We start from the raw sequence: 24,196 nt of genomic DNA on the forward strand, positions 1-24,196 counted from the left end.
GTCGAATGTCGCTGTACGTGTTCCCCGGCATGGGGGACGCAGTCCCGCCGCCGAGGGTTGAGAGTCGAGGGTGGTGCCGGCCCCAGCTCGGGAGCGGGGGCTGCCCGGCTCCCGGGGGCGATCTCAACTCCGTGGCTTCGGCGGCATGTTGAAGCGGACAGCACACGCAGCCATCGCCGTCGCTCTCGCCTCGGGAGCCATGGTGGCCACGGCGACGACGAACAGCACCGCCGCCGGCGCCGGCACGACCGTGCGGACCGACAAGGGACTCGTGCGCGGCGCGGCCGACGCCTCCGTGCGCACCTTCGAGGGGATTCCGTACGCCGCCCCGCCCGTGGGTGAGCACAGATGGGCGCCGCCTGCTCCCGCCTCCCGGTGGCGCGGCGTCCGGGACGCCACCCGACCGGGCCACGCCTGCCCGCAGACCGGTCTCGTGCCGCCCGTGGGGCCACGCTCGGACACGGAGGACTGTCTGACCGTCAACGTGACCACACCCAAGGGAAGTTCGCAGCGGCCACGGCCCGTCATGGTCTATCTGCACGGCGGCGACCACACCGACGGAGAGGGCGCGATGAACGGCGCCGCGCGGCTCGCCGCCCAGGGGGATGTCGTCGTCGTGACGGTCAACTACCGGCTCGGCGCGCTCGGTTATCTCGCTCACCCCGAGCTGGAGAAGAAGGGCGGCGAGTCCGGCAACTACGGGTTTCTCGACCAGCAGGCGGCCCTGCGGTGGGTGCAGCGCAACGCCGCGTCGTTCGGCGGCGACCCCGACAACGTCACCCTCTTCGGCCAGTCCGCGGGAGCCACCAGCACCTGCGCCCACCTCGTCGCGCCCAGCTCGGCCGGACTCTTCGACCGGGCGATCCTGCAGAGCGGCGCCTGTACACGGGACGACGCGACGACGACACGGTCCGACGCGCTGCGGCAGGGCGAGGCGACCGCGAAGGACGTCGAGGAGACGCATCACCTCGACGACTGGCACACCGCGTCCCCCGCACAACTGGTGCACCCCTTCGGCACCGGTCCGCACTACGGCCCCGTGTACGGCGGCACGCTGTTGCCCCGCACCCCTCGACAAGCCTTCGCCGAAGGCCGGTTCAACACGGTGCCCGTCCTGCAGGGCAGCACCCGCGACGAGAACCTCGGCGCCGTCTACGGCATGGAACTCGCCAAGCGGCAGGCCACCGGCGACCCGGCCGCCACCCTCGACGAGAACGACTGCCGCGCCCAGCTCGAAGCCACCTTCGGCGAGGACAAGGCGCGGGCGGTCGCGGCCGAGTATCCCGTCGCCGCCCACGGCGGCTCCCCCGCGCTCGCCCTCGGCGCGGCGCTCACCGACGCCGACCACGGGCGTGCCACGGTCACCACCGGGCAGGCCCTGTCCCGTCATGCGCCCACGTACACCTACGAGTTCGCCGACGAGCCCACGCCCTGGTACAGCGACCCGGCCTACACCGAGCCGTCGTTCCCCGCCGGCGCCATGCACACCTTCGACCTCCCCTGTCTCTTCGAGCTCTCCGCCCATCGGCCGCTCGACGTGCGGCAGCGGGCGCTGTCCGACGCGATGATCGACATCTGGACGGACTTCGCCCGCACCGGCAGGGCCCCGTGGAAGCCCACCACCACCTCCGCGCTCAACGCCCAAGCTCTCGCCTCGGGGCCGGGCGGCATCCGGCCCGTCGATTTCGCCAAGGAGCACCACGGCGCCTTCTGGAAGTCGCTCGGGTGACAGAGCAGGGTCAGGCAGCCGCCTGCGGGTGGGTGAGCCGGGCCAGGAGGTCGTCGAGGGCGACGAGGCCGGTCAGGCGACCGGTGTCGTCGTGGACCACGGCGAGCGAGGCCCGGCGGTGGCGGAGCTGTTCGATGGCCTGGCCCACCGTGTCGGTGGCCAGCAACTCCGGTACCGGGCGTGCCAGTTCACCCGCGGTGGTGGCGCGCCCCCGGCTGCGGGCGATGAGTGCGTCGCGGGCGTGCACGGAGCCGACGATCCGGTCCCCCGCCCGGACGAGAAGGCGGCTGCGGTCGCGCTCCGCCGCCGTGGCGAGGATCGCGTCGAGGTCCGCGTCCGCCGCGACGGAGGTGATCCGCGCCGCGGGCGTCTGGAGGTCGCCGACGGGCGTGAGCGGTTCGACCAGCGAGCTGGTGATCAGCTCCGAGTCGTCCTTGCTGATCAGGCCGAGCCGCTCGGACTCCACGACGAGGTGCGTGAGCTGCTCCCGGTTGTGCACCTCGGCGAGTTCGTCGCGCGGGGTGACCCGGCACATCCGCACCAGCGCGTTGCTGACCTTGTTGAGGACCCAGATCAGCGGGCGGACGACCTTGACCACTCCGCGGAACGGCGGGGCGAGGAGCATCGCCGAGCGCTCGGGGTGGGCGATCGCCCAGGACTTGGGCGCCATCTCGCCGACGACCATGTGCAGGAACACCACGACGATCATCGCGAAGGCGAAGGAGACGCCGTAGCTGAGTCCGCTGGGCAGGCCCCAGCTGTGCAGCAGCGGGTCCAGCTCGTGCGAGATCGCGGGCTTGGAGATCGAGCCGAGGCCCAGCGTGCAGATGGTGATGCCGAGCTGGGCGCCCGCGAGCATCAGCGACAGTTCGCGCATGCCGGCGAGCGCCGCCTTGGCGCCGCGGGCGCCGGAGGCGACCGCCTGTTCCATGCGGTGCCGCTTGGCCGCGACGAGCGCGAACTCGGCGGCCACGAAGAATCCGCTGCCGATCAGCAGGAGGAGCGTGATGAAGAGGGCCATCGGGAAGCTCATGAGCGCGGCTCCTCCTCGGTATCGGCTGCGGCGGTCTCGCGGGTCAGGTGGACGAGTTCGGGGACATGGCGGTCGAGGGTGCGGACGTCGATGACGGCGTGCTCGCCGTCGTCCGCCAGGTCGACCGTGATCCGGTCGCCGATCGCCGGGAAGCGGCCGAGGCGGTCCACGATCAGGCCCGCCACCGTGTCGTAGCCCTCCTCCTCGGGCAGCTCGACGCCCGTGGCCTCGGCGATCTCGTCGATCCGGCGCCCCGCGTCGACCACCCAGCCGGTGCCGTCCGGGTCCCGGACCGCAAGCTGCGTCTCGCGGTCGGTCTCGTCCGCGATGTCACCGACCAGCTCCTCGGCGATGTCCTCGTACGTGACGACGCCCGCGACGCCGCCGTGCTCGTCGAGGACGACCGCGAACTCGTCGTCGGCCTCCCGCATCCGGTCGACGGCGGCGGGGAGCTGGAGCGTGTCCGGCAGCAGGAGGGGACGGCGGGCCAGGGCTCCGGCCGTGGTGCTCTCGTAAGCGGACTGCTGGAGCCGCGTCAGGTCGCGCACACCGAGGACGCCCGTGACGTCGTCGGGGTGGTCGCCCATGACCGGGTAGTTCGAGTGGCCGTGCTTGGCGATCAGCTCGATCGCGTCGGCGGCCGTGGCCTCCTTGCGGACGAAGATCGCGTCGGCGCGCGGCACCATCACCTGGTCCAGGGTCCGCTCGTTGAACTCCAGGGCGTGGTCGAGGAGCGTGGCGGTCTCGCGGGGCAGCTCGCCCTGCTGATGGGACTCGCCGATGAGGTGGCTGAGCTCCTCCAGGGTGGCGCCGTGGTGCAGTTCCTCGACGGGTTCGATGCCGACCTTGCGCAGCAGTTTGTTCGCGGCACTGTCGAAGAGGTGCACGACGGGGCCGACGACCTTCAGATAGCCGAGCGTGGACCCGGCGAGGGACTTCGCCAGGCGTTCGGGGACGGCGAGCGCGAGGTTCTTCGGCGCCAGCTCGCCGAGGACCATCTGCACGACCGTGGCAAGGACGAACGCCAGGACCACCGAGATGCCGGTCACCGCGGCGTCCGGGATGCCGATCCCTTCCAGGGCCGGGCGCAGCAGCGTCGACACGGACGGTTCGGCGAGGAAGCCGACGACCAGGCCGGTGACCGTGATGCCGAGCTGGGCGCCGGACAGCATGAAGGACAGCCGCTCGAGGACCTTGAGGGCCTTGGCGGCCCGCCTGTCGCCCGCCTCGGCGTCGCGGGCCAGCGCGAGCCGGTCCGCCGCGACGTACGCGAATTCCTGGGCCACGAAGTAGCCGGTCCCCGCGGTCAGCACAAGGACCGCGAGGAGGCCGAGCACGGCACTCAGCATGTGCCACCACCTCGCCGCGTGCCGTGCTCACCGTTCATGGGGCGGGGTGGTCGGGGACTGTGCCCCGCTGGGTCCGTCGGTCTGGCGGACAACCGGCTGCTCCTTCGCACTGTACTTTCTCTTTTTGCTTTCTCTTTGCCTTCACTGCGACAACGCCCGGCCCGGCGCCGTTGTTCCCGACCACTCTCCGTCGGGCCCGTACGCGGCGCCACCGCACCTCCCATCGGGTCCCCGGGGCCGAGCAGGGATGATGGACTGGCCCGCACGCCCAGCCACCAGGAGGAGCCGGTGACGACGTCCCGCCACAGCACCCCACGACGCGCCCAGGGTGAGCTGGAGGCCCAGGTCCTTGCCGCGTTGCGCACGGCCGATGCCCCGGTGAGCGCCGGCTGGGTGCGCGACCGGATGGACGGCGGCCTCGCGTACACCACCGTGGTGACGATCCTGGCCCGCCTGCAGGCCAAGGACGCGGTCACCCGGCGCCGCGAGGGACGCTCGTTCGTGTGGACTCCCGTGGCCGACGAGGCCGGGCTCGCCGCGTTCAAGATGCGCAAGGTGCTGGACGGCGAGGCGGACCGGGAGGCCGTCCTGGCCAGCTTCGTCACCTCGCTGCCCGAGGGCGACGAGCAACTGCTGCGGGACCTGCTGCGGCGCGCGGAGGCGGACGGTGCGGCGGACGAGGGCGCGGCGGCCGGCGACGAGGAAGGCACGGGCTGAGCCGTGGGCATCTTCGTCTTCCTGCCCCTCGTGCTGCCGCTGACGGCCTGGCCGGTGGCCCGGCTAGCCACGCACCGGCTGCATCCGCGCACCGCGACCCGGCTCCTGACCTGCGTGGCCGCCGTGATGGCGGTGTGCAGCACGGTGTGCCTCGCCCTGCTGATGGTCGTCGGCACCGCACAGCTGCCGGGCAATCCACTGCCGGACGGCTGGTCGGACCCCGAGGTGCGGGCCGCCGTGCCGCAGGACGAGATCGCGGGCAAGGCGGCCATCCCGGCGCTGATCGCCGTCCTCGCCGCCTGCGCCCGCACGCTCTGGCGCCACTTCACGCTGCGCCGCCGCGCCCACGCCGCGCTCACGGGACTGCCCGCCACACAGGTCGCGGTGCTGCCGGACCCGCAGGCGTACGCCTACGCCCTGCCCGGTGGTGGTCGCGGCCGGGTCGTCGTCAGCACCGCGCTGCTCGACCGGCTCGCGCCCGCGGAGCGGCGGGCCCTGTTCGCCCACGAGCGGGCCCATCTGACGGCCCGCCACCACCGCCTGCTGCTCACCGTGCGCCTGGCCGCCCGCGCCAACCCGTTCCTGCGCCCACTGAGTTCGGCCGTCGCGTACACGGCCGAGCGGTGGGCCGACGAAGAGGCGGCCGCGCTGGTCGGCAACCGCAAGGTGGTCGCGCGCGCCATCGGCAAGGCGGCCCTGTCGCCCGGCGGGGCGCGCGAGCCGCTCTTCGCGGCGTTCGCCGCTCCCGGCCCGCTTCCCCGCCGCGTCGCCGCGCTGCTCGCGCCGCCGCCCGGTGGACAGGGCCGGGCCACGGCGTTCACGTCCGTAGGGCTCGCCACGTGGACGGCGGGATTCGGCACGGCGGCCTCCGCCATGTCGTCCGCCAACTCCGCGCTCACCCTGGCGGCCACGCTGCACGCGGCGACCCCGCTCTGACAGGCTCATCGACCCGGCTGAACTAGAGGTCGAACTCGGTCGGGGCCAGGCCGAGCATCTGGCACGCCTCGCGCACAACACCCCGCTCGGTCTGGTCGAAGTCGCCGTCCGCGCCGCCGATGACGATGCCGATCTGGATCACGGCGCGCGCCTCGGCCTCCTTCTTCTTCGCCTTGGCGACCTCCTGCAACACGCTGACCTTGCCGAAGTCGAAGTCGGCCGTCAGCTTGTCGAGGTTGGCCTCGAAGCGCTTCTGGAGGTCCGTGGCGTCGAAGTTCTGGAGCACCTCGTTACTCATGATGAGCTGCGCGACGCGGCGCCGCTCCGAGGCGTCGATGGTGCCGTCGGCGGCCGCGACCAGCGCGCACATGGCCATGGAGGCGTCCCGGAAGGCCCCGGACTTCAGGTCGTTCTTCTTCGCCACCAACTGCGTCTGCATGGTCGACGCGGATTCCTTGATGCGGTCCCACAGGGCCACGGGTGCTCCTCAGATCGTGAACTCGTACGGCGCTGTTCGCGCGCTCATACTTCTACAGCACTGTAGAAACTGGCGAAACACCGGGAAAGTTCCGCCCCACCCCTATACTTCTACACGCCTGTAGAACATGTCCTGCGCTCACAAGGGAGTTCACCCCTCGATGGTGTTCAAACGACTGCTCGGCTCGCTCGGCGTGGGCGGGCCCACCGTCGACACGGTCCTGCCCGACTGGACCACCGCCCCCGGCGGCACCGTCTCCGGACAGGTCCACCTCAAGGGCGGCAGCGGCGACTTCGAGATCGAGCACATCACCCTGGAACTCGTCGCCCACGTCGAGGCGGAGCACGACGAGGGCGAGAGCCACGGCACCGTGGCGTTCGACCGGTTCGTGGTCGGCGGCGGCTTCCGGCTCGTCGCGGGCGCCGAGCACAGCGTGCCGTTCACGGTGACGCTGCCGTGGGAGACGCCGATCACCGAGCTGTACGGTCAGGCGCTCGGCATCGCCCTCGGCGTACGCACCGAACTCTCGGTCGCCGGCGCCAAGGACAAGGGCGACCTCGACCGGCTCGCCGTCGGACCGCTGCCCGTACAGGAGGCGATCCTCGAGGCGTTCGGGCAGCTCGGCTTCGGCTTCACGTCCGCGGACCTGGAGTACGGCCACATCGGCGGCACCGGGCAGCGGCTCCCCTTCTACCAGGAGATCGAGCTGGCGCCCTCGCCGCAGTACGCGCACGCCGTCAAGGAGATCGAACTGACCTTCCTCGCCACGCCTGGCGGCATGGAGGTGGTCCTCGAAGCCGACAAGCGCGGCGGCCCCCTCTCCGACGGCCACGACGCGCTCACCCGCTTCACCGTGGCGCACGAGGACGCCGGACGCCAGGACTGGAACGCGGTCGTCGACGGCTGGGTGCGGGAGCTGGTCGAGCACCACTCCGGCCACGGGGCGGGAACCTCGTACGGGCATGATGGCGGGCACCGCTCCGGGCCCGGTGTGGGAACGGCCGTGGCGGTCGGCGCGGCCGGGCTCGCGGTCGGTGTGGTGGGCGGCATGGTGGCCGCCGAAGTCGTCGACGAGGTCGGGGACTTCTTCGAGGGCGATGACCAAGGCGACGACGAGGGCGGCGAGGACTGACCATGTTCGGACTCAGCGAGATCGCCATCGTGCTGATCGTGATCGCGGTCGTGATCGGCGTGAAGAAACTGCCGGAGCTGACCCGCAGCGCGGGCAAGTCGGCCCGCATCCTCAAGGCCGAGGCGCGCGCCCTGAAGGAACAGGACGACGAACACCAAGCACCTCCGCGCGTCATCCGGGGCGAGACGGTGACCCCGCCCCCGCGAGAGCCGGGGCAGGAGTCACCGAAGGCGTAACCCCTCGCCTCAGGGCGTCGGTTGCAGCTTCTCGAAGAAGAACTCGTGCTTCAGGTACGACGTGTCGTACTCGTGGCCCGGATACGGCGGGAGCAGTTGCGCGGCCTGGAAGAGCCGCCAGCCGTCGAGAAGGGCTTCGAGGCCCGTCTCGTACGGCGGTTCGTCGCTGTCGCCGGTGGTGTGGTCGGTGGTCCCGGTGCCGTCGTAGCGGGCCCAGCCGACCACCTTCGCGTCGAGCGCCGAGTTGGCGAGGTAGAGGACGAGTACCTGCTGTCTCATGCGTGGCTCCCGAGGGTGGGTCGGTTGGAGACCCGGGTCACCCAGTGGTCCAGGTCGAAGGTGTCGTCGCCGGTCAGGGCGCGCCACAGCCGGATCCGGTTGTGGATCTCCAGGCGGCCGGTGGCGGGCTCGTACCAGGGGAAGACGTGGCGGAGTTCGTCGCCGACCGCCGGGTCGTCGAGGTCGGTGGTGTCCCACAGGCGCACCTGGGGCACGGTCGGATTGAACCGGATCTTGAACATGTAGCGCCGGATGTCACTGTCGTTGCGGCGTCCGCCGTGCCAGATGCCGTGGTGCATCAGGAGGACGGTGCCGGCCGGGCAGGTCAGCCGGTTCTGGCCGCGGAGGTTCTGGTAGCGCCCTGTGTCGGTCTCGTTGGTGTGCCGCAGATGGCTGCCCGGCACGCTCAGGGTGCCGCCCATGTCGAGGGTGACGTCCTGCGGGTAGTACATGAGCTGGACGTCGAAGGCGTCGGGGCGCACATCGATGATCGCGTCGCCGTGCAGCGGCTGCGCGGTGCCCTCGCGGGCCTCGCGCACATGCACGGCGTGGTGGTCGACCTCCGGGTCCGGACCGACGAGGCTCTTCAACGCACCTGCCACCACGGGCAGTTCGAGGAGCCGGCGGGCGAAGGAGCCGTCCGGGTAGGCCTTCGGGACGGGGGTGCCGTACGGCGCGGCGGGGATTCCGGCCTCGAAGACGTCGACGGCCTGTCGGTTCAACTCCGGTGGCACGACCGCGTCGAGGCGGAGCGAACCGTGGGCGACGAAGCGCGCCATCTGTACGGAGCTCAGCAGCTGCTCACTGGTTGGCATGAGGCAAACGTAGACAGCCGATGCCCCCGCGTCGTGGGCTGTATCGGGCCTCTACTGGTAATTTCCCGGCATGACCGAGAGCGTCGCCCTGCCGCTGGACCAGCCGCCCCACGTGGTCAGCGCGGGCGTCGGCATCCACGGCGGGCAGGGCCTTCACGAGTCCTTCCGGCTGCCCGACCTGTGGCAGCTGCACCTCTACAGTTACGCGGGCGAGCTGACGGTCGACGGGCACCGCCACCCGATCAGGCCGGGACACATCAGCCTGATCCGGCCGGACACCGAGGCACACTTCCGGTACGCGTCGCGGCGCAGCGAGCATCTGTACGCGCACTTCCGGCTGCCGGGCCGGGATCCGCGGGCGCTGCGCCGGGTGCCGGTGATGCAGGACGCCGGGGCGCAGGCGGCGCTGCTCGGTACGTTGCTCGGGAGCGCCGTGGCGGCCATGCCGACGGCGCGGGCGCGGGCCTCCGCCGAGGTGTGGACGGTGCTGTGGCACACCACCCAACTGGGCCCGCCGGAACGGGCAGGGCGCCCCCATCCGGCGCTCGCGGCGGCGACGGAGTACATCGAGAGGTCGCTCGCGACACCCCTCACGGTGCCGGGGATCGCCGCGGCGGCGGGTGTCTCCCCCGGTCATCTGACGCGACTGTTCCGCGCCGACACGGGAGACACCGTGGTGGCCTGGATCCGCAGGCGCCGGATGGAGCGCGCCCGACACCTGCTGCAGTCCTCCACGCTCGCGATCACCGCGGTCGCGGCCACGGTGGGCATCCCGGACCTGCAAGCGTTCAACAAGGCGTGCCGCAGGGAGCTCGGCGCGTCCCCGCGGGAGGTGCGGGGGCGGCGCCGAGCGGGGTGATCGCCGCGTCGAACCTCCCTATACGGGCGAGGTGTCGGCGTCCGGCAGCCAGGGACTCGGGTCCCAGCCGAAGGACTCGGCCCAGGTGTCGAGCGCCGCGCCGAGCGAGGCGGTGAGCCCCGGTTCGCTCCCGCGCAGATCGGTCGTCTCGGCGGGGTCGGCCTCCAGGTCGACCAGTATCTCGTCGAGGACGAACGGGCCGCCGAGGGCCTCGCGCGGGGAACGAACGAGCTTGTACCGGCCCCGGCGGGCCGCGAGTTGGGGACCGTACTCCCAGAACAGCTCGCGCTCGCCGTCGCCCGGTCCGCCCGCCCACCCCGGGACCACCCCGTCGATGTCGTCCGGCACGGTGACACCCGCCGCGCCGAGCAGCGCGGGCAGCAGGTCCATCATCAGGCCGGGCTCGGCGATCTCCTGGCCGGAGTCGGCGACGCCCGGCCAGCGCACGATGGTGGGCTCGCGGATGCCGCCCTCGAACAGCGAGCCCTTCGCCCCGCGGAAGCCGCCGGTGGAGCCGCCCTGGTAGTCGATCTCCTCGCCGTTCAGCCAGTTGCGGGTCTCGGTGGACGGGCCGTTGTCGGAGGAGAAGAACACGATGGTGTTCTCCCGCCGGCCCGCCGCGTCGACGGCGGCCAGGATGTGGCCGACGCCGTCGTCGAGCGCGGAGACCATCGCGGCCATGATGCGGCGTTCTGGGTCGAGATCGGGGAAGCGGTCGACGTATTCACGCGGGGCGTGCATCGGATAGTGCGGGGCGTTGAACGGCACGTAGCAGAGGTACGGGGTGTCCCGCTGCCCTGCCGTCTCCGTGATGAAGTCCGCGGCTCGCTCCGCGATGACCTCGGTGAGGTAGCGGCCGTTGTCGTAGATCTCCTCGCCGTCCTGCCACAGGTCGTGGACCGGGTTGCCCGGGCCCCAGTAGAAGATGTGCGAGTAGTAGTCGACGCATCCGGCGAGGAATCCGGTGTGCGTGTCGAAGCCGCGGTCCAGCGGGCCGTAGCCGGTCGCGGTGCCCAGGTGCCACTTGCCGAAGATGCCGGTGCGGTAGCCCTCGTCGTGCAACCGGGAGGCGAGGGTGGGCTGTTCGGGAAGGCCCAGGGTGCCGCGCTTGCCCCCGAGGATCTCCTGGACCCCGGCGCGCACCGGATACTTCCCGGTGAGCAGCGCGGCGCGGGACGGCGAGCAGACCGGGGAGTTGGAGTACCAGTGCGTCAATCGGGCGCCGTCGGCGGCCAGTTGGTCGAGGTGCGGGGTGCGGATGTCCTCGGACCCGAAGCAGCCGACGTCGCCGAAGCCGAGGTCGTCGGCGTAGATGACGACGATGTCGGGCCGGTCGGGGGTGCGGGAGGTGGTCATGCGGTGGCCTCCGGGACGACCGTGTTCACGGCCTGGTAGACGGCGCGCGGCCCGTCCACGGGCACGCGGTGCAGTTCGGTGATGCCGCGCGCCGCCAGTGCGGCCGGGTCGGTGGCGGACGACAGGACGAGCGTGGGCCGGGCGCCGGTGCTCGCGAGCCGCATCCACGCGTCGAAGACGGCTCCCCCGGGCCCGAGGGATCCACGTGCCACCGGTGTGTCCTCGTCATCGACGTCGATCACGACGGCCGCCGGGCGCTCGGGTACGGCCGGGGGCGAGTTCCGCAGGTCGGCGACGACCTCCGCGAAGCGGCGACCGGTCGGCTTCGGGCGGCGCCGGGAGTCGACCAGGCCGAGCGTGTACTCGAGTTCGGGGAAGTCGCCGAAGCGGCGCGGCACGTCGTGCGAGCACCACCAGGTGACACCCCACAGGTTCGCGGTCGTGGCGGCGGAGCGGACGGTGGCCTCCAGGAAGCCGGGGGCCTCGTCGGCGGTCATGCAGTTGAGGGGCGCTCCCACTTCCTGGAGCCAGATCGGCCGGTCCCGGTCGGTGGCGAAGGCGCGGGACAGCTCGATCAGGTACTCGGCGTGGTGGTCGGTCTCGAAGGAGCGGCCGCCGTAGCGCTGCGCGGTGCCGTTGAACACCCAGGAGTGGATCGAGGTGAGGGCGCCGGCGCGGGCGGCGTGGGCCGGGGTGAAGGGGTGGCCGTCGAGATACCAGACGGCGTCGTAGGCGCTGTGCAGGTGTTCCTTGCCGGGGGCGGCCGCCTTGGCGGCGTCGAGGAGGGTGTCGAGCCAGGAGGTGACCTGGCGGGCGTCGGCGCGCATGGGGCTCGGGTGCGGGTCGCCGGAGAACTGGTTGAGTTCGTTGCCGAGGGTCAGGCCGAGGAAGTTCGGCCGGTCGGCGAGCGCTTCGGCGAGGCTGCGCACGAGCAGTGCCTGGCCCTCGATGGCGTCCGGGTCGGTGAACATGTTGCGGCGGTGCCAGGTGTCGAGCCAGGCGGGCACGAAGTCGAAGCTGGACAGGTGTCCCTGGAGCGCGTCGACGGATGCGTCGAGGCCGAACTCGGCCGCCGCGCCGACCACGGCACGGACGTCCTCGACGGCCTGCGGGCGCACCCAGGTGCGGTTGGGCTGGAGCTGCGGCCACAGCGGCATCAGGCGCACATGGTCGAGGCCGAGTCCGGCCAGTCCCTCGAAGTCGCGGCGCACCTCGTCGAGGTCGAGCTGCATCCAGGAGAACATCCACGTCTGGGACGGGGTGTAGTTGGCGCCGAAGCGCAGGCCGCGGCGCGCGTGGTGGCTCATCGTGCGGGGTTCCTTCGGGTCAAGTGGGGGGTGGTGCCGGTTCAGAGGCGGCCGAGTGCGGCGGCCCGTTCCGCGGGGCCGGGACGCTCGTACGGGGCGTCGCCGAGCTCCTCCTGCACGCGGGCCAGTTCGCGCGTCAACTGCTCGCGGATCTCCCGGTGTTCGGGGTCGTGGTAGACGGAGCGCAGCTCGTGCGGGTCGGTCACCAGGTCGAACAGCTCCCACTCCGGCGGGTACGTGACGTTGTTGGTGTTGGGCAGGCCGAGGCCGTCCGCGTAGTAGTGGATGAGCTTGTGGCGCTCGGTACGGATGCCGTAGTGCGCCCACACGTGGTGCATGTGGTCGTCGTGCTCGTAGAAGCGGTAGTAGAACGTCTCGCGGCGCTCCGCCCGCGGGTCGCCGGTCAGCAGTGGCAGCAGGCTCATGCCCTGCATACGCGGGTGGGCGGGGACTCCGGCCGCGTCGAGGATGGTCTGCGCGAGGTCGACGTTGGCGACGAGGGCGTCGCTGCTCTGCCCGGCCGGCACCTTGCGCGGGTAGCTCATCACCAGCGGGATGCGCAGGGAGGGTTCGTACATGAACCTCTTGTCGAACCAGCCGTGTTCACCGAGGAAGAAGCCGTGGTCGGCGGTGTAGACGGTGAGGGTGTCGTCCTGTTCGCCGCGTGCCTCGACGTGGTCGGTGAGGCGGCCCACGTTCTCGTCGATGGCGGCCACGCAGCGCAGGTAGTCGGCGAGGTAGCGCTGGTACTTCCAGCGGCCCATCGCCTCGTAGTCCAGGCCCTCGGGCGGGTCCTCCTTGAGGTCGACGTCGGCGAGGTCGTCGGCGATGCGCATCGTCGCGCGGTGGGCCGGTGTCGCACGGCCGCGGTAGTCGTCGTCGAAGGTCTCCGGGAGCGGGATCGGCTCGGTGAACAGGTCCTTGTGGCGCTCGTGCGGGATCCATGGGCGGTGCGGGGCCTTGTGCCACACGAGGGCGCACCAGGGCTGGTCGGCGGGCTGCTCGTCGAGCCAGGCCGTGGCCCGGTCGGTGAGGATGTCGGTGACGTAGCCCTCGCGCTGCACCTTGCCGTCGGCGGTCAGGAACACCGGGTCGTGGTAGGTGCCCTGGTCGTCGAGGATCTCCCAGTGGTCGAAGCCCTGCGGGTCGTGGCCCTCGCCGTGGCCGAGGTGCCATTTGCCGAACATGGCGGTGCGGTAGCCGGCCGCCTTGAGTTCGGAGACGAAGGTGGGCTGGCTCGCGTCGATGGGGGTGGCGAGCGTGGTGACGCCGTTGACGTGGCTGTACGTGCCGGTGAGGACGGCGGCGCGGGCCGGGGTGCACAGCGAGTTGTGGACCAGGGCCCGGTCGAAGCGCATACCCGCGAAGGCGATCTTGTCGATGTTCGGGGTGGTGTTCATCCGGGAGCCGTAGGCGCTGATGGCCGGTGCGGCGTGGTCGTCGGTGAGGACGAGGAGGATGTTGGGCCTGCGCGGCACTGCGTCAACTCCTGTTCGTGGTACGGATGCGTGCTGCGGATGTCATCCCTTGACCGCTCCCTCGCCCACGCCCCGGAAGAAGTACCGCTGGAGCGCGAAGAAGAAGACCACCAGCGGGAGGATCGCGATGACCGTGCCGGCGGCGATGATGCGGGGGTCCTTGACGAAGGTGCCCTGGAGGTAGTTCAGGCCGACGGTGAGCGTGTACTGGCTCTGGTCGGAGAGCACGATCAGCGGCCACAGGAAGTTGTCCCACGAGCCGACGAACGCGAAGATCGCGACGACGGCGATGGTGCCGCGCACCGACGGGACGGCGATGCGCCGGAAGCGCTGCCACGCGTTCGCCCCGTCGATGATCCCGGCCTCCTCCAGCTCGTTCGGGATGCCGGACATCGCGTTGCGCATGAGGAGGACGTTGAGTGCGCCGACCGCGGACGGAAGGATCACGCCGAGCAGCGAGTTGTTGATGCCCATGGACAGGGCGAGCATGTACTTCGCGATGAGCACGACCTCGCCGGGCACCAGCATCGCGGTCAGGAAGACGGCGAAGGCCAGCTTCTTGCCCCGGAAGTCCATCTTCGCGAGGGCATAGCCCGCACACGTGGCACCGATGACGTTGGTGCACACCACGGCCACCGCGACGAGCAGCGAGTTCATCGCGTAGTGCCAGATCGGGACGATGTCGGCGACCTTGGAGTACGCGCCGAGGGTGGGCTTCTCCGGCAGCAGCTGCGGGGGCGAGGAGTAGATGTCCACGCCGTTGCCCTTGAGGGAGGTGGACACCTGCCACAGCAGCGGGCCGACGCAGAGGATCGCCACGGCCGTCAGTGCCGCGTAGCGCGCGGCGTGGCCCGTCAGGCGGCGCCTGCGGGCGCGGCGGTGGGCGGGGCTCGGGGCGAGGGGCGCGTGGGTGGCGGTCACTTCTCGTTCTCCCGGGTCTGCATCCTGAGGACGGCGATCATCAGGCCGATGGTGATGACGAAGACGACGAGGGAGAGCGCGGAGGCGTAGCCGACCTCGGCGTCGAGTCCCGTGCCGACCCGCTGGATCAGCATGATGATCGTCATCGCGGAGCCGCCGGGTCCCGCGGTGTTGCCCGACAGGACGTAGATCTCGGTGAACACCCGGAAGGCGGCGACCGAGGACAGCGCCGCGATCAGCACCATCGTGTTGCGCACCCCGGGGACGGTGACCGAGACGAAGCGGCGCCACCATCCCGCGCCGTCCATGGCGGCGGCGTCGTACAGGTCCTTGCTGACGTTGGTCAGGGCGGCGAGGTAGATGACCATGTACCAGCCGAGGCCCGTCCAGATGGTGACGAACATGGCGCTGCCCATCAGCAGCCATCGCTCGGTCAGGAACGGGACGGGTTCGGTGATGACACCGAGCGCCTTGAGCGTCTGGTTGACCAGGCCCTGGCTGTCGAGCATCCAGGACCACATGATGCCGACGGCGACGGTCGAGGACACCACCGGGATGTAGTACGCGGTCCGGAAGAACCCGGCGCCCGGCAGCCTGGTGTGCACCAGCATGGCGAGCAGCAGGGGCAGGAACACCATGCAGGGCACGACGATCACCATGTACAGCGCGGAGTTCTGCAGCGCCGTCCAGAACCGGTCGTCGTGGATCATGCGGGTGAAGTTGTCGAGCCCGACGAACGCGCCGCCCTTGAGGCGGGTGGCGTCGGTGAAGGCCAGCACGATGGTGTTGAGGAACGGGAAGACCGTGAAGATCCCCTCGCTGAGCAGTGCGACGGCGAGGAACAGCCAGGGGGTGAGCCTGCCGTGCCGGGCCGCGTGCCCGGCCGGCGCCGCCCGGCCCCGGCCCCGGCCCTGGTCCGCGGTGCGCTCCTGCGGCGCGCGGCGGGCGGCATCCAACGTCTTGGTGGGGGTGGTCACTTCTCGGCCCGGGCCGACTTGTTGGCGAAGGCGACGGCGTCGTCGAGGGCCTTCTTGACCGGCTTCTTGCCGCTCACGGCGAGGGCGATCTGCTCGCGCAGGTCGGTCTTCTGGGCCTCCGAGGTGCCGGGCCAGGTGTACTCGACGGCCTTGTCGAGCTGGTCGGCGGAGAGGACGCGGACCTTGGCGGCGTCGCTCCCGTCGTCGGTGTGGAAGTACTTCGCGTCGGCGCCGTCGCTGCCGGAGGGGAACACATCGGCCTTCTTGGCGAAGGCCATCTGGTTCTCGGCGTTGGTGACGAAGCGGGCGAAGGCGATGGCCGTCGCGGAGTTCTTGGTGTGCGCGGAGACACCCACCGACTGGATGTACATGCCGGGCGCGTCGTTGGTGATCTGCGGCCGGTAGGCAAGGTTCTTGTAGACGCTCGGGGCGTTCTTCTTGAGGTCCTGCACGGTGTACGAGCTTCCTCCGATGGAGGCGAGGCGTCCGGCCTGGAAGTTCTTGCCCTCGTTGACGTAGTCCTGGCTGAGGGCCTCCGGGACGATCGCTCCGGCCTTGTACAGCTCCACGTACTTCTTGATGAACGCGACGCCCTCGGGGCTGTTGAAGACGTACTTGGTCTGGGCGTCGTTCATGACCTTGATGCCGTACTTGGCCATCATGTCGGTGCCGGGCAGCTGGCCGATCATGGCGTACTGCTTCTTCGACTTCTTGGCCATCTCCATGGCCTGGTCGAAGTACTCGTCGTACGTCGTCGGGAGCTTCTTGGTGTCCATCCCGGCCTTCTTGAACAGGCCGGTGTTGTAGAGCGTCGGGCCGGTGTTGAGGTACCAGGGGTAGGCGAAGTGCCCGCCCGCGTCCTTCCAGTCGTTGCTCTTCCACGCGCCGGCCAGGTAGTCCTTGCTCGCGCCGGGGTCGGCCTCGTCGAGATTGAGCAGGAGCTTGGCCTTGGCGAGCGGGGCGGCGGTGCTGCGGTCGAGGTTGATGACGTCGGGGAGGGTGTCACCTGCGGCGTCGGCGGAGAGTTTGTCGGCGTATCCCTCGGCGGGCTGGTCGATCCACTTGACCTTCGTGCCGGGGTGCTTCTTCTCGAAGGCGGCGACGAGATCCTCGAAGTAGTCCTTGAAGCCGGCCTTGAGGTTCCACGTCTGGAAGCTGATGGAGCCGCTGATCTTCCCCTTGGCCGCGCCCTGGGCCTTGCCGTCCTCGGCTCCACCGCCTCCGCCCACGCCGCAGCCGGTGAGCACCAGGGACGCCGTGACACCTGTGGTCAGGGCCAGTCGCCGGACGTATCTCATCGTCATCTCTCCATCTCCGGAACAGCTGTGCTGAGGGAACGTGCAGTTGATGGGGCACGCGGTTGACGTGACGTGCTGTGAAGTCCGCCCGGACCCGGGCCAGTTCGGCCAACGGTGGCTCGAAAGGAAAACTAAGGCGCTTTAGCTAGGGGGTCAACAGGCTGCGAAGGAATCGGGCGGACCGAATCCGGGCGAGGGCTCCGACTACCCGAAGGACAGCTCCACGGCCGCCGAATCGGCCACCGTGGCACGCCCGTTGGGGGCGACCGGGATGCAGTAGCAGTCCGCGGTGACCCGGCCGAGCCAGATCATGTCGTCCGTGCTGTGCGCGGTGCGGCGGCGTCCGCGGCCTCCAGGCGTTCTCGGGTGGGGCGCAGGACGGCCACCACCGGGCGTCCGGTGACGAGTCGGCCGTCCTCGACGAAACCCTCCTCCCGTCCGGTCAGCGCCCGGATCAGGTGTCCGCGCCAGGTGTGCAGCAGGTCCTGCGCCGCCGGGTCGTCCACCAGGTTGTGCTGTTCGTGCGGGTCGGTGGCGAGGTCGAAGAGCTGCTCGTGGCCTTCGCCCGACATCCACAGGTACTTGGTGCGTCCGTCGGTCACCCACTGCAGGGACTGGTCGAGCAGGACGTGCTCGCCGTGCAGCACCGGTCGCCAGTCCTCCGGCTCTTCGCCGCGCAGCAGCGGTGCGAGGCTGCGTCCGTCGCAGGCGTCGGGGACGGGAAGCCCGGCCAGGTCGAGGAGGGTCGGCATGACGTCGCGCAGCTCGACCACCTCGTCGGCGACGTTCCCGGCGGCGTACCCGTCGGGCAGTGCGCCGAACAGCAGGGGGACGCGGGCCGAGCCCTCGTAGCCGTATCCCTTGCGCAGCAGGTGGTGTTCGCCGAGCATCTCGCCGTGGTCCGACGCGAACGCGATGACCGTGTCGTCGCGCAGGCCGAAGTCCTCCAGGGCCGTGCGGATCCGGTGGATCTGGAGGTCGATGTGGGCCATGTGTCCGTAGTAGCCGGCCCGCGCGCGGTGCAGGGTCCTGGCGTCCGTCCGGCCGGCGAAGGCCTCGTGGTCGCCGTCCTTGCGGTGCGCGGCGAAGTCGTCCGCCCAGTCCCCCACCACCGGTTCGTACGACGGGAGTTGGAGGTACTCGTCGAAGGCCCACTGCGGCGGATCGTACGGCGGGTGCGGTCGGTGGAAGGACAGGTACAGGAAGAACGGCCGTGAGGGGTCGCGCCGGTACAGCCACTCGGTGGTCTGGGAGGCGATCCAGTTCGTCGGGTGGAGGTGTTCCGGCTTGTCCCAGGGGCGGGCGACGACGGAGTTGCAGCCCGCGCCGTGATCGCCGTACTCGGCGTCGGGGCTCATGCCGGGCTGGCGGCGCAGCCAGGGCACGTAGTCGTCGAAGAAGGCGAAGTCGCGGCGGTGCTCGCGGCGGGCGTGGTGCAGGAAGCCGTCGTGCAGGATCACGTCGTCGAACCCGGCGCGGGCCCGCTCGGGCCATACGTGCATCTTGCCGATGGCCTGCGTCTGGTAGCCGCCGCGCCGCAGCTCGTCCGCGAGGGTGACCGGGTGGGCGGTCTCGAAGGGCACTCCCTCGACGTATCCGACGCGGCCGTGGCGCTCCTGGGACTGGCCGGTGAACAGGGCGGCGCGGGCGGGGATGCAGGTGGGGGTGGCGGAGTAGGCGGAGGTGAAGCGGGTGCCGGAGGCGGCGAGCTGGTCGAGGTGCGGGGTGCGTACGTGGGGGTGTCCCGCGGCGGAGAGGCAGTCGCCGCGCCACTGGTCGACGCAGATGAGGACGATGTTCGGTGCGGACACGGGCGTCGCCTTTCTCGCGTACTTCTCACGTGGCCTGCTCGGCCGGTCTCCTCACGCGGCCTGCTCGGTGTTCTCAGGTGGCCCGCCCGTCCGCCGGGGTGCGGCCGCAGCGGGAGCTGGTGCGCTCGATGAGTTCGGGGACGCTCTCCACGGTGTCGGCGGTGGCGTCGTCGGTGCCGTCGAGGATGGCGATGAGGCGGGTGGCGACGTCGGAGCCGAACGCGAAGGCGTCGCGGCTCAGGGCGGTGAGCGGCGGCTCCATGGCGCTGGCGATGGGGGTGTCCTCCCAGACGACGACGCACACGTCGGCGGGTGTCGCGAGCCCGAGCCGGCGGATCTCGCCGACCCCGGCGACGGCGAGGATCTCGTTGTCGTAGACGAGCGCGGTGGGCCGGTCCTCGGAGGACAGGAGCAGGCGGGTCGCCTTCGCGGCCGACGACGAGGAGAAGTCGGTGGACATCACCATGTGCCCGGACATCCCGAGCGCCCGTGCGCCGCTGTGGAAGGCGTCGACGCGGCGGGCGATGTGCAGCATCTCGCCCTCACCGCACACGTAGGCGATGGAGTCGTGCCCCGTCTCGTGCAGGTGCGTGACGATGCGGCGCATCGGCTCCCGGTCGTCGATGGCGACGGCGGGCAGCCTGCGGCGCGGGTCGGGGCCGCCGGCGATCAGGGCGGGCAGCCCGAGGTCGGCGAGCGCGTCGGGCCGCGGGTCGTCGACGCGCAGGTCGACGAGGACGACGGCGTCGACCCGGCCCGCGACCTGCCACATCCGGTACGTCTCGATCTCCGCCTCGACGGAGTCGACGACCTGCAGCAGCAGCGCCTGCCGCCGTTCGCTGAGCACGCTTTGCAGGCCCGTCATGAACCGCAGGAAGAACGACTCGGAGCCGACGTCCCGCGCGCTGCGGGCGATGACCAGGCCGACGGTCCCCGACCTGGCGCCGGTGAGCACCTTGGCGGCGTGGTGCGGAACCCAGCCGTGTTCGTCGGCCACGGCAAGAATGCGCCGCCGCGTCTCGTCCGACACACCGGGCTTGCCGTTGAGCGCGAACGAGGCCGCCGTCTCGGACACCCCGGCGAGCTTGGCGATGTCGCGCAGGGTCAGGCGGCGCGGGCGTGCGGGCATGGAGCTCCGTTCCGGGTGACGAGGGCGGGGCCCGTCCGGTCGGATCCCAACCAGCCCCCTGGGTGCGGCCCTTGGGCGGGACCTGGGCGCGCCGCGACTTTAGCGCTTTAGTCGGGCGCGGGGGAAGACCGCGTCACGGTCGCCCGCCGAACTCCCAGTTGTGCACCTCGATGTCGGCGTACCGCTCCTGGGCGAGAACGGTGCGGGCCGCGTCCGCGTCCGGCGCACGCAGGAGCGCCGCCGTGCCCAGCCAGGCGGTGCCGTCGTCGGACAACAGCGGCCCGTAAGCGATCAGTTCGTGTGCGCCAGAGGGTTCGTCGCGGTCGAGGTCGGCGGCAGAGTGGTCTCCGAGGCCGAGCACGAGGTACCGGTTGCCTCCGGTGCGGCCGCCGGGGAAGTCCCACATGGTGCGCCCCAGCGCATTGCGCCACCGTCTCAGCAGCACGTCCCGGTAGGCACCTGCCTGGTAGCCCGGCTCGTCGAAGGCGAACGCGCGGGCCGCCGCGGCGTCGGGCAGGTCGAGGATGTGCACGCTCCCGGTCAGGGTCTCGCCGTCGTCCAGGAACGTCGGGCCGCGGGCGATCATCTCCTTCGCGAACCGGTCCATGTAGGACCAGTGCTTCTCCACCAGTTCGTGGCGCAGCGCCAGGGAGTTCTTGCGGTCGCGGTGGTAGCAGAGGAATTCCATGAGCGCAGCATCTCCCCCGGAGGGCGGCTCCGTCCTCCACTCGGCCCTTTACCCGGCCCGGAACACACATGGAAACGGCGGTTTCTGGAAATCCTTGCGCCTGAGTTCTCTCGGCACCATCCGTACGCGCCCGCAGGCGGCCGCACCGCGCCGCTCCAGGTCCACCGGAGAAAGCGAGAACGCACGTGCTCAGACGAAACCGCCGCACGACGCGGCGACTGTCGGCCGCCGGCGCGGCCGCCATCGCCCTCGCCACCGTGGCCGCATGTTCCGGATCCGACAGCGCGTCGTCGAAGGGCGCGGGTGGCCCCCTGGTCTTCGGGATCACCGCGGACGCGACGCAGCTCCTGCCGTGGACGGCCACCGCCGTCCAGTCCCAGCAGGTCCTCGGCCAAGTCTACAGCTCGCTCCTCGACCAGGACGACAATCTCGCCCCGGTCGCCGGGCTCGCCAAGCTGCCCGAGATCTCGAAGGACGGCCGCACGTACACCTTCACGCTGAAGTCCGGCGTCACGTTCTCCGACGGGTCCGCGCTCGACTCCGCCGATGTCAAGTACAGCCTGGAGCGGATCCTCGATCCCGGCACCAAGGCCGTGGCGCGCAGTTCGCTCGCCGCGGTGCGGAAGGTGACCGCCCCCGACAAGACGCACGTCGTCCTCACGCTCAAGGCACCGGACGCCTCCCTCCTCACCGCGCTGACCAGCGTCAACACGGTCGTCCTGCCGTCCGACAAGCCGCTGTCCGGCCTCAAGCGCAAGCCGGTCGGCTCCGGCCCGTACGCGTTCAAGAACCGCACCGCCAACCAGTCCGTCACCCTGGTCCGCAACGCCGACTACTTCCGGGGCCGGCCGGGCCTGCGCTCCCTGGAGTTCCGCATCATCCAGGACAAGAACTCGCTGGCGTCGGCGCTGCGTTCCGGCACCGTCGACATGGCGATCTTCGACGACTCGGTCACCGCGAAGACCGCGAAGTCCGGGTCCGTCGCGATCCACGCGGTCGACCAACTCGACTATCACGCCTTGCAGTTGCGCGCCGACTCCGCCACCTTCCGCAAGCTGGACACGCGGCTCGCCGTGCAGTGCGCCATCGACCGCAAACAGGTCGTCAAGACCGCGGCGCTCGGCCAGGGCAAGGTCGTGGGCCCGTTCACCTCACCCGCCTTCGCCTCCGATCCCGACGCCCGCCCCTGCCCGAAGCGCGACGTCAAGGCCGCCAAGAAGCACCTGGCGGACGCGGGGCAGCCCACGGGCTTCGCGTTCACCGCGCTCGTCCCGCAGGGCCTGTACTCCACCGCCACCGACGAGGCGCAGAACATCCAGGCCCAACTCGGCGACGTCGGCATCAAGATGAAGATCGAGACGCTGGACTCCAGCGCCTACGTGGACCGTTGGCTCGCCGGAAAGTTCGACGCCGCGATCGCCCTGAACGGCGCGGTGGCCGACCCCGCCCCCGCGTACGCCCGCTATTTCACCAGCGACGGCAACTTCAACAAGGTCGCCGGATACCACTCGGCCACCCTGGACAAGCTGTTCGCCGAGGGCATCGCGACCGACGACATGGGCGCCCGCAAGGAGATCTACGCCAAGATCTCGCGGAACCTCGAGGACAACGCGGCGTGGATCTGGCTCTACAGCGGGCGCAGCTACATCGCCACCAACACGCGCGTGCACGGGTTCCGGCCGGTGATCGACGCGGGTCTGCAGAGCCTGTGGGAGACGAAGCTCGCATGACGGCATCCGTGCAGCTGTCGTCGTGGGGGCGGCTCGGCCGGCTCGCCACGCACCCGGTCGCGCGCCGGGTCGCCGAGGCCGTGCTCACCCTGGTGGGTGTGTCCGTGCTGACGTTCGTGGTGCTGCGGGTGCTGCCCGGCGACCAGATCACCGCCGCGTACGGCACCGAAGCGGGCGATCTCACGGGCGCCCAGCGCGCCCAGCTCCGGGCGTACTACGGCCTGGACCAGCCGCTGGCCGGGCAGTACCTGTCCTGGCTCGGCGGCATCCTCACCGGCAACCTGGGGTTCTCGTCGAACGCGGGCCAGAGCGTCGCGCGGCTGACCGCCCACGCCCTGCCCGTGACCCTCGAACTCGCGGTGCTCGCCATCGCGTTGGCCCTCGTCCTCGGTGTGTCCGGCGGGCTGCTCGCGGCTTCCCGGCCCGGCGCGCTGCGGGACGGCGCGACGCAGACGGCGTCCCTGCTCGCGCTGTCCGCGCCGGTCTTCCTCACCGGCACCGTCCTCGCGCGCGTGCTCGCCGACTCCTTCGGCTGGAACCCCAACGGCCGGACGTACGCGGCGCTGACCGCGGACCCGACCCTCAACCTCCAGCAGATGGTGTTGCCCGCGCTGGTGCTCGGCGTGAGCATCGCCTCGCCGATCGCGCAGACCACGCGGACGGCGATCCTCGACATCCGCGGTGAGGACTTCATCAACACGGCACGCGCCAAGGGTGTGCCCGAACGGGCGCTCCAGGTGCGGCACGTGCTGCGCAACGCGCTGATCCCCGTCGTCACCATGAGCGGCCTGCAGTTCGGATTCCTGCTGGGCGGGGCCGTCGTCGTCGAGCAGGTCTTCTCGCTGCCGGGGATCGGGCGGCAGGTGCTGCTCGGCATGGGGCAGAAGGAGTACGCGGTGGTGCAGAGCACGGTGCTTGTGATCGCGGTGCTGTTCGTGCTGGTCAACCTGGCGACGGACCTCGTCTACCGGATGGTCGACCCGAGGGTGTGGTCACGTTGAGCGTCCTGCCGACGCAGCGTCCCCGCCCCTTCGCCTCGGCCGCGCCGCCGGCCCGCCGGAACTCCCTCCTGCGGGGGCTCCTCCGCAGCCGGACCGGTCTCATCGGGGCCGTGCTCACCCTCGTCGTCGTGGTCACCGCCGCCGCGGGCCTGCTCGGGACGCTGCCGTACGACCCGGCCGCGCAGGACGTGTCCGCGGCCCTGACGGCGCCGAGCGGTGAACACTGGCTGGGCACCGACCAGTTCGGCCGGGACGTGTTCTCGCGGGTCGCTGCGGGGATGGGCAGTTCGCTGCTCGTGGCGGGCGGGGCCGTCGCCGTGTCCGGGGCCGTGGGCGTCGTCCTCGGTGTCCTGGCCGGCTACTTCGGCGGGGTGCTCGACCGGGTCGTCGGGGTGCTGACCAATGTGCTGTTCGCGTTCCCCTCGCTGCTGCTGGCGCTCGCCCTGGCCGCCACGCTCTCCCGCACCCGAGTCACGGTCGCCCTCGCCATCGCGGTGGTGTACGCGCCGATCTTCGTGCGGGTCGCGCGGGGTCCCGTGCTGACGCTGCGCGGCGCGGACTACGTCATCGCCGCCACCGCCGTCGGCCAGCGGCGTCTTGCCACGCTGTTCACCCACGTACTGCCCAATATGCGCGGCATCGTGCTGGTCCAGGTCACGCTCAGCCTCTCCTGGGCGGTGCTCACGGAGGCCTCGCTCAGCTTCCTCGGCTTCGGCACGCCGCCGCCCGCCGCGTCGCTCGGCGTGATGGTGTTCGACGCGCGCACCCTGTCCAGCGTCGCGCCGTGGCTGCTCGCCGGGCCGGGCGTCGCGCTCATCGTCTTCGTGTTCGGGCTCAACCTGCTCGGCGCGGGACTGCGGGATGTGCTGGATCCGCGGGCAGGAGGCCGACGATGACCACCACCCGCGCCGCCGCCACTATGGAAAGGAGGAGATCC

At 71.0% G+C, this 24,196-nt stretch carries 23 protein-coding genes; 9 read left to right on the forward strand and 14 right to left on the reverse strand.

Features of this window, described 5'->3' with window-relative positions; all coding sequences use genetic code 11:
- The first annotated feature begins 145 nt into the window (after positions 1-145).
- On the forward strand, positions 146-1,729 hold the full coding sequence (locus ACZ7L4_RS26435) for a carboxylesterase/lipase family protein (protein ID WP_472106272.1): 1,584 nt from the start codon (positions 146-148) through the stop codon (positions 1,727-1,729).
- A gap of 10 nt (positions 1,730-1,739) precedes the next feature.
- On the opposite strand, the gene ACZ7L4_RS26440 is transcribed toward ACZ7L4_RS26435, so the two are convergent.
- Both ACZ7L4_RS26440 and ACZ7L4_RS26445 read right to left on the reverse strand, forming a co-directional pair.
- On the reverse strand, positions 1,740-2,762 hold the full coding sequence (locus ACZ7L4_RS26440) for a hemolysin family protein (protein ID WP_472106274.1): 1,023 nt from the start codon (positions 2,760-2,762) through the stop codon (positions 1,740-1,742).
- A complete protein-coding gene (locus ACZ7L4_RS26445; RefSeq protein WP_472106276.1) occupies positions 2,759-4,111 on the reverse strand; it encodes a hemolysin family protein in 1,353 nt (450 codons plus the stop codon). The genes ACZ7L4_RS26440 and ACZ7L4_RS26445 overlap by 4 nt, the downstream gene beginning before the upstream one ends.
- Before the next feature lie 288 nt (positions 4,112-4,399).
- On the opposite strand from ACZ7L4_RS26445, the gene ACZ7L4_RS26450 reads away from it, so the two are divergent.
- A complete protein-coding gene (locus ACZ7L4_RS26450) occupies positions 4,400-4,828 on the forward strand; it encodes a BlaI/MecI/CopY family transcriptional regulator (RefSeq protein WP_472106278.1) in 429 nt (142 codons plus the stop codon).
- Between the two features lie 3 nt (positions 4,829-4,831).
- Positions 4,832-5,764, forward strand: coding sequence for a M56 family metallopeptidase (locus ACZ7L4_RS26455; protein ID WP_472106280.1), 933 nt, complete (start codon positions 4,832-4,834; stop codon positions 5,762-5,764).
- Positions 5,765-5,786: 22 nt separating this feature from the next.
- Here ACZ7L4_RS26455 and ACZ7L4_RS26460 read toward each other — a convergent pair whose 3' ends face one another.
- Positions 5,787-6,242 carry a tellurite resistance TerB family protein gene (locus ACZ7L4_RS26460; protein ID WP_450817997.1) on the reverse strand — a complete coding sequence of 152 codons (456 nt, stop codon included), beginning with the start codon at positions 6,240-6,242 and terminating at the stop codon, positions 5,787-5,789.
- A 160-nt stretch (positions 6,243-6,402) separates the two neighbouring features.
- Between ACZ7L4_RS26460 and ACZ7L4_RS26465 the strand changes: the two genes are divergently transcribed.
- Together ACZ7L4_RS26465 and ACZ7L4_RS26470 are read left to right on the forward strand one after the other, a co-directional pair.
- Entirely contained in the window at positions 6,403-7,374 is a 972-nt protein-coding gene (locus tag ACZ7L4_RS26465; protein ID WP_472106282.1) for a sporulation protein, read from the forward strand.
- 2 nt (positions 7,375-7,376) lie between these two features.
- On the forward strand, positions 7,377-7,610 hold the full coding sequence (locus ACZ7L4_RS26470) for a twin-arginine translocase TatA/TatE family subunit (RefSeq protein WP_472106283.1): 234 nt from the start codon (positions 7,377-7,379) through the stop codon (positions 7,608-7,610).
- Between the two features lie 9 nt (positions 7,611-7,619).
- Here ACZ7L4_RS26470 and ACZ7L4_RS26475 read toward each other — a convergent pair whose 3' ends face one another.
- Positions 7,620-7,889, reverse strand: coding sequence for a hypothetical protein (locus ACZ7L4_RS26475; RefSeq protein WP_266724393.1), 270 nt, complete (start codon positions 7,887-7,889; stop codon positions 7,620-7,622).
- A complete protein-coding gene (locus ACZ7L4_RS26480; RefSeq protein ID WP_472106285.1) occupies positions 7,886-8,704 on the reverse strand; it encodes a phytanoyl-CoA dioxygenase family protein in 819 nt (272 codons plus the stop codon). Before ACZ7L4_RS26480 ends, ACZ7L4_RS26475 begins: the two co-directional genes overlap by 4 nt.
- A gap of 70 nt (positions 8,705-8,774) precedes the next feature.
- On the opposite strand from ACZ7L4_RS26480, the gene ACZ7L4_RS26485 reads away from it, so the two are divergent.
- Positions 8,775-9,563: an AraC family transcriptional regulator gene (locus tag ACZ7L4_RS26485; protein ID WP_472106287.1), complete on the forward strand. Its 789-nt coding sequence runs from the start codon at positions 8,775-8,777 to the stop codon at positions 9,561-9,563.
- Positions 9,564-9,581: 18 nt separating this feature from the next.
- Here ACZ7L4_RS26485 and ACZ7L4_RS26490 read toward each other — a convergent pair whose 3' ends face one another.
- From ACZ7L4_RS26490 to ACZ7L4_RS26530, 9 genes are all read right to left on the reverse strand, one after another.
- Positions 9,582-10,919, reverse strand: a complete 1,338-nt coding sequence (locus ACZ7L4_RS26490) for a sulfatase family protein (protein WP_472106289.1) — start codon at positions 10,917-10,919, stop codon at positions 9,582-9,584.
- Complete coding sequence (locus tag ACZ7L4_RS26495; protein WP_472106291.1) at positions 10,916-12,226, reverse strand: glycoside hydrolase 5 family protein; 1,311 nt, start codon at positions 12,224-12,226, stop codon at positions 10,916-10,918. Before ACZ7L4_RS26495 ends, ACZ7L4_RS26490 begins: the two co-directional genes overlap by 4 nt.
- A 41-nt stretch (positions 12,227-12,267) precedes the next feature.
- Positions 12,268-13,704, reverse strand: a complete 1,437-nt coding sequence (locus ACZ7L4_RS26500) for a sulfatase family protein (RefSeq protein WP_472106293.1) — start codon at positions 13,702-13,704, stop codon at positions 12,268-12,270.
- 42 nt (positions 13,705-13,746) lie between these two features.
- Positions 13,747-14,625, reverse strand: a complete 879-nt coding sequence (locus tag ACZ7L4_RS26505) for a carbohydrate ABC transporter permease (protein ID WP_472106295.1) — start codon at positions 14,623-14,625, stop codon at positions 13,747-13,749.
- Positions 14,622-15,602: a carbohydrate ABC transporter permease gene (locus tag ACZ7L4_RS26510; RefSeq protein ID WP_472106297.1), complete on the reverse strand. Its 981-nt coding sequence runs from the start codon at positions 15,600-15,602 to the stop codon at positions 14,622-14,624. The genes ACZ7L4_RS26505 and ACZ7L4_RS26510 overlap by 4 nt, the downstream gene beginning before the upstream one ends.
- Complete coding sequence (locus ACZ7L4_RS26515; RefSeq protein WP_472106299.1) at positions 15,599-16,900, reverse strand: extracellular solute-binding protein; 1,302 nt, start codon at positions 16,898-16,900, stop codon at positions 15,599-15,601. Before ACZ7L4_RS26515 ends, ACZ7L4_RS26510 begins: the two co-directional genes overlap by 4 nt.
- Positions 16,901-17,208: 308 nt before the next feature.
- Complete coding sequence (locus ACZ7L4_RS26520) at positions 17,209-18,711, reverse strand: arylsulfatase (RefSeq protein ID WP_472106301.1); 1,503 nt, start codon at positions 18,709-18,711, stop codon at positions 17,209-17,211.
- Between the two features lie 73 nt (positions 18,712-18,784).
- On the reverse strand, positions 18,785-19,840 hold the full coding sequence (locus ACZ7L4_RS26525; RefSeq protein WP_472106303.1) for a LacI family DNA-binding transcriptional regulator: 1,056 nt from the start codon (positions 19,838-19,840) through the stop codon (positions 18,785-18,787).
- 133 nt (positions 19,841-19,973) lie between these two features.
- Entirely contained in the window at positions 19,974-20,528 is a 555-nt protein-coding gene (locus ACZ7L4_RS26530; RefSeq protein ID WP_472106305.1) for a YciI family protein, read from the reverse strand.
- 185 nt (positions 20,529-20,713) lie between these two features.
- Between ACZ7L4_RS26530 and ACZ7L4_RS26535 the strand changes: the two genes are divergently transcribed.
- Genes ACZ7L4_RS26535 through ACZ7L4_RS26545 form a run of 3 tightly spaced genes read left to right on the forward strand, consistent with a single transcriptional unit; the run spans position 20,714 to position 24,155 of the window.
- Complete coding sequence (locus ACZ7L4_RS26535; protein WP_472106307.1) at positions 20,714-22,258, forward strand: ABC transporter substrate-binding protein; 1,545 nt, start codon at positions 20,714-20,716, stop codon at positions 22,256-22,258.
- The gene (locus ACZ7L4_RS26540) at positions 22,255-23,259 is read left to right on the forward strand and encodes an ABC transporter permease (protein ID WP_472106309.1); all 1,005 of its coding nucleotides are present in this window, start codon (positions 22,255-22,257) and stop codon (positions 23,257-23,259) included. The genes ACZ7L4_RS26535 and ACZ7L4_RS26540 overlap by 4 nt, the downstream gene beginning before the upstream one ends.
- Positions 23,256-24,155, forward strand: a complete 900-nt coding sequence (locus ACZ7L4_RS26545; RefSeq protein ID WP_472106311.1) for an ABC transporter permease — start codon at positions 23,256-23,258, stop codon at positions 24,153-24,155. Before ACZ7L4_RS26540 ends, ACZ7L4_RS26545 begins: the two co-directional genes overlap by 4 nt.
- Positions 24,156-24,196: the final 41 nt, after the last annotated feature.

Source organism: Streptomyces sp. NPDC107575 (assembly GCF_055657265.1).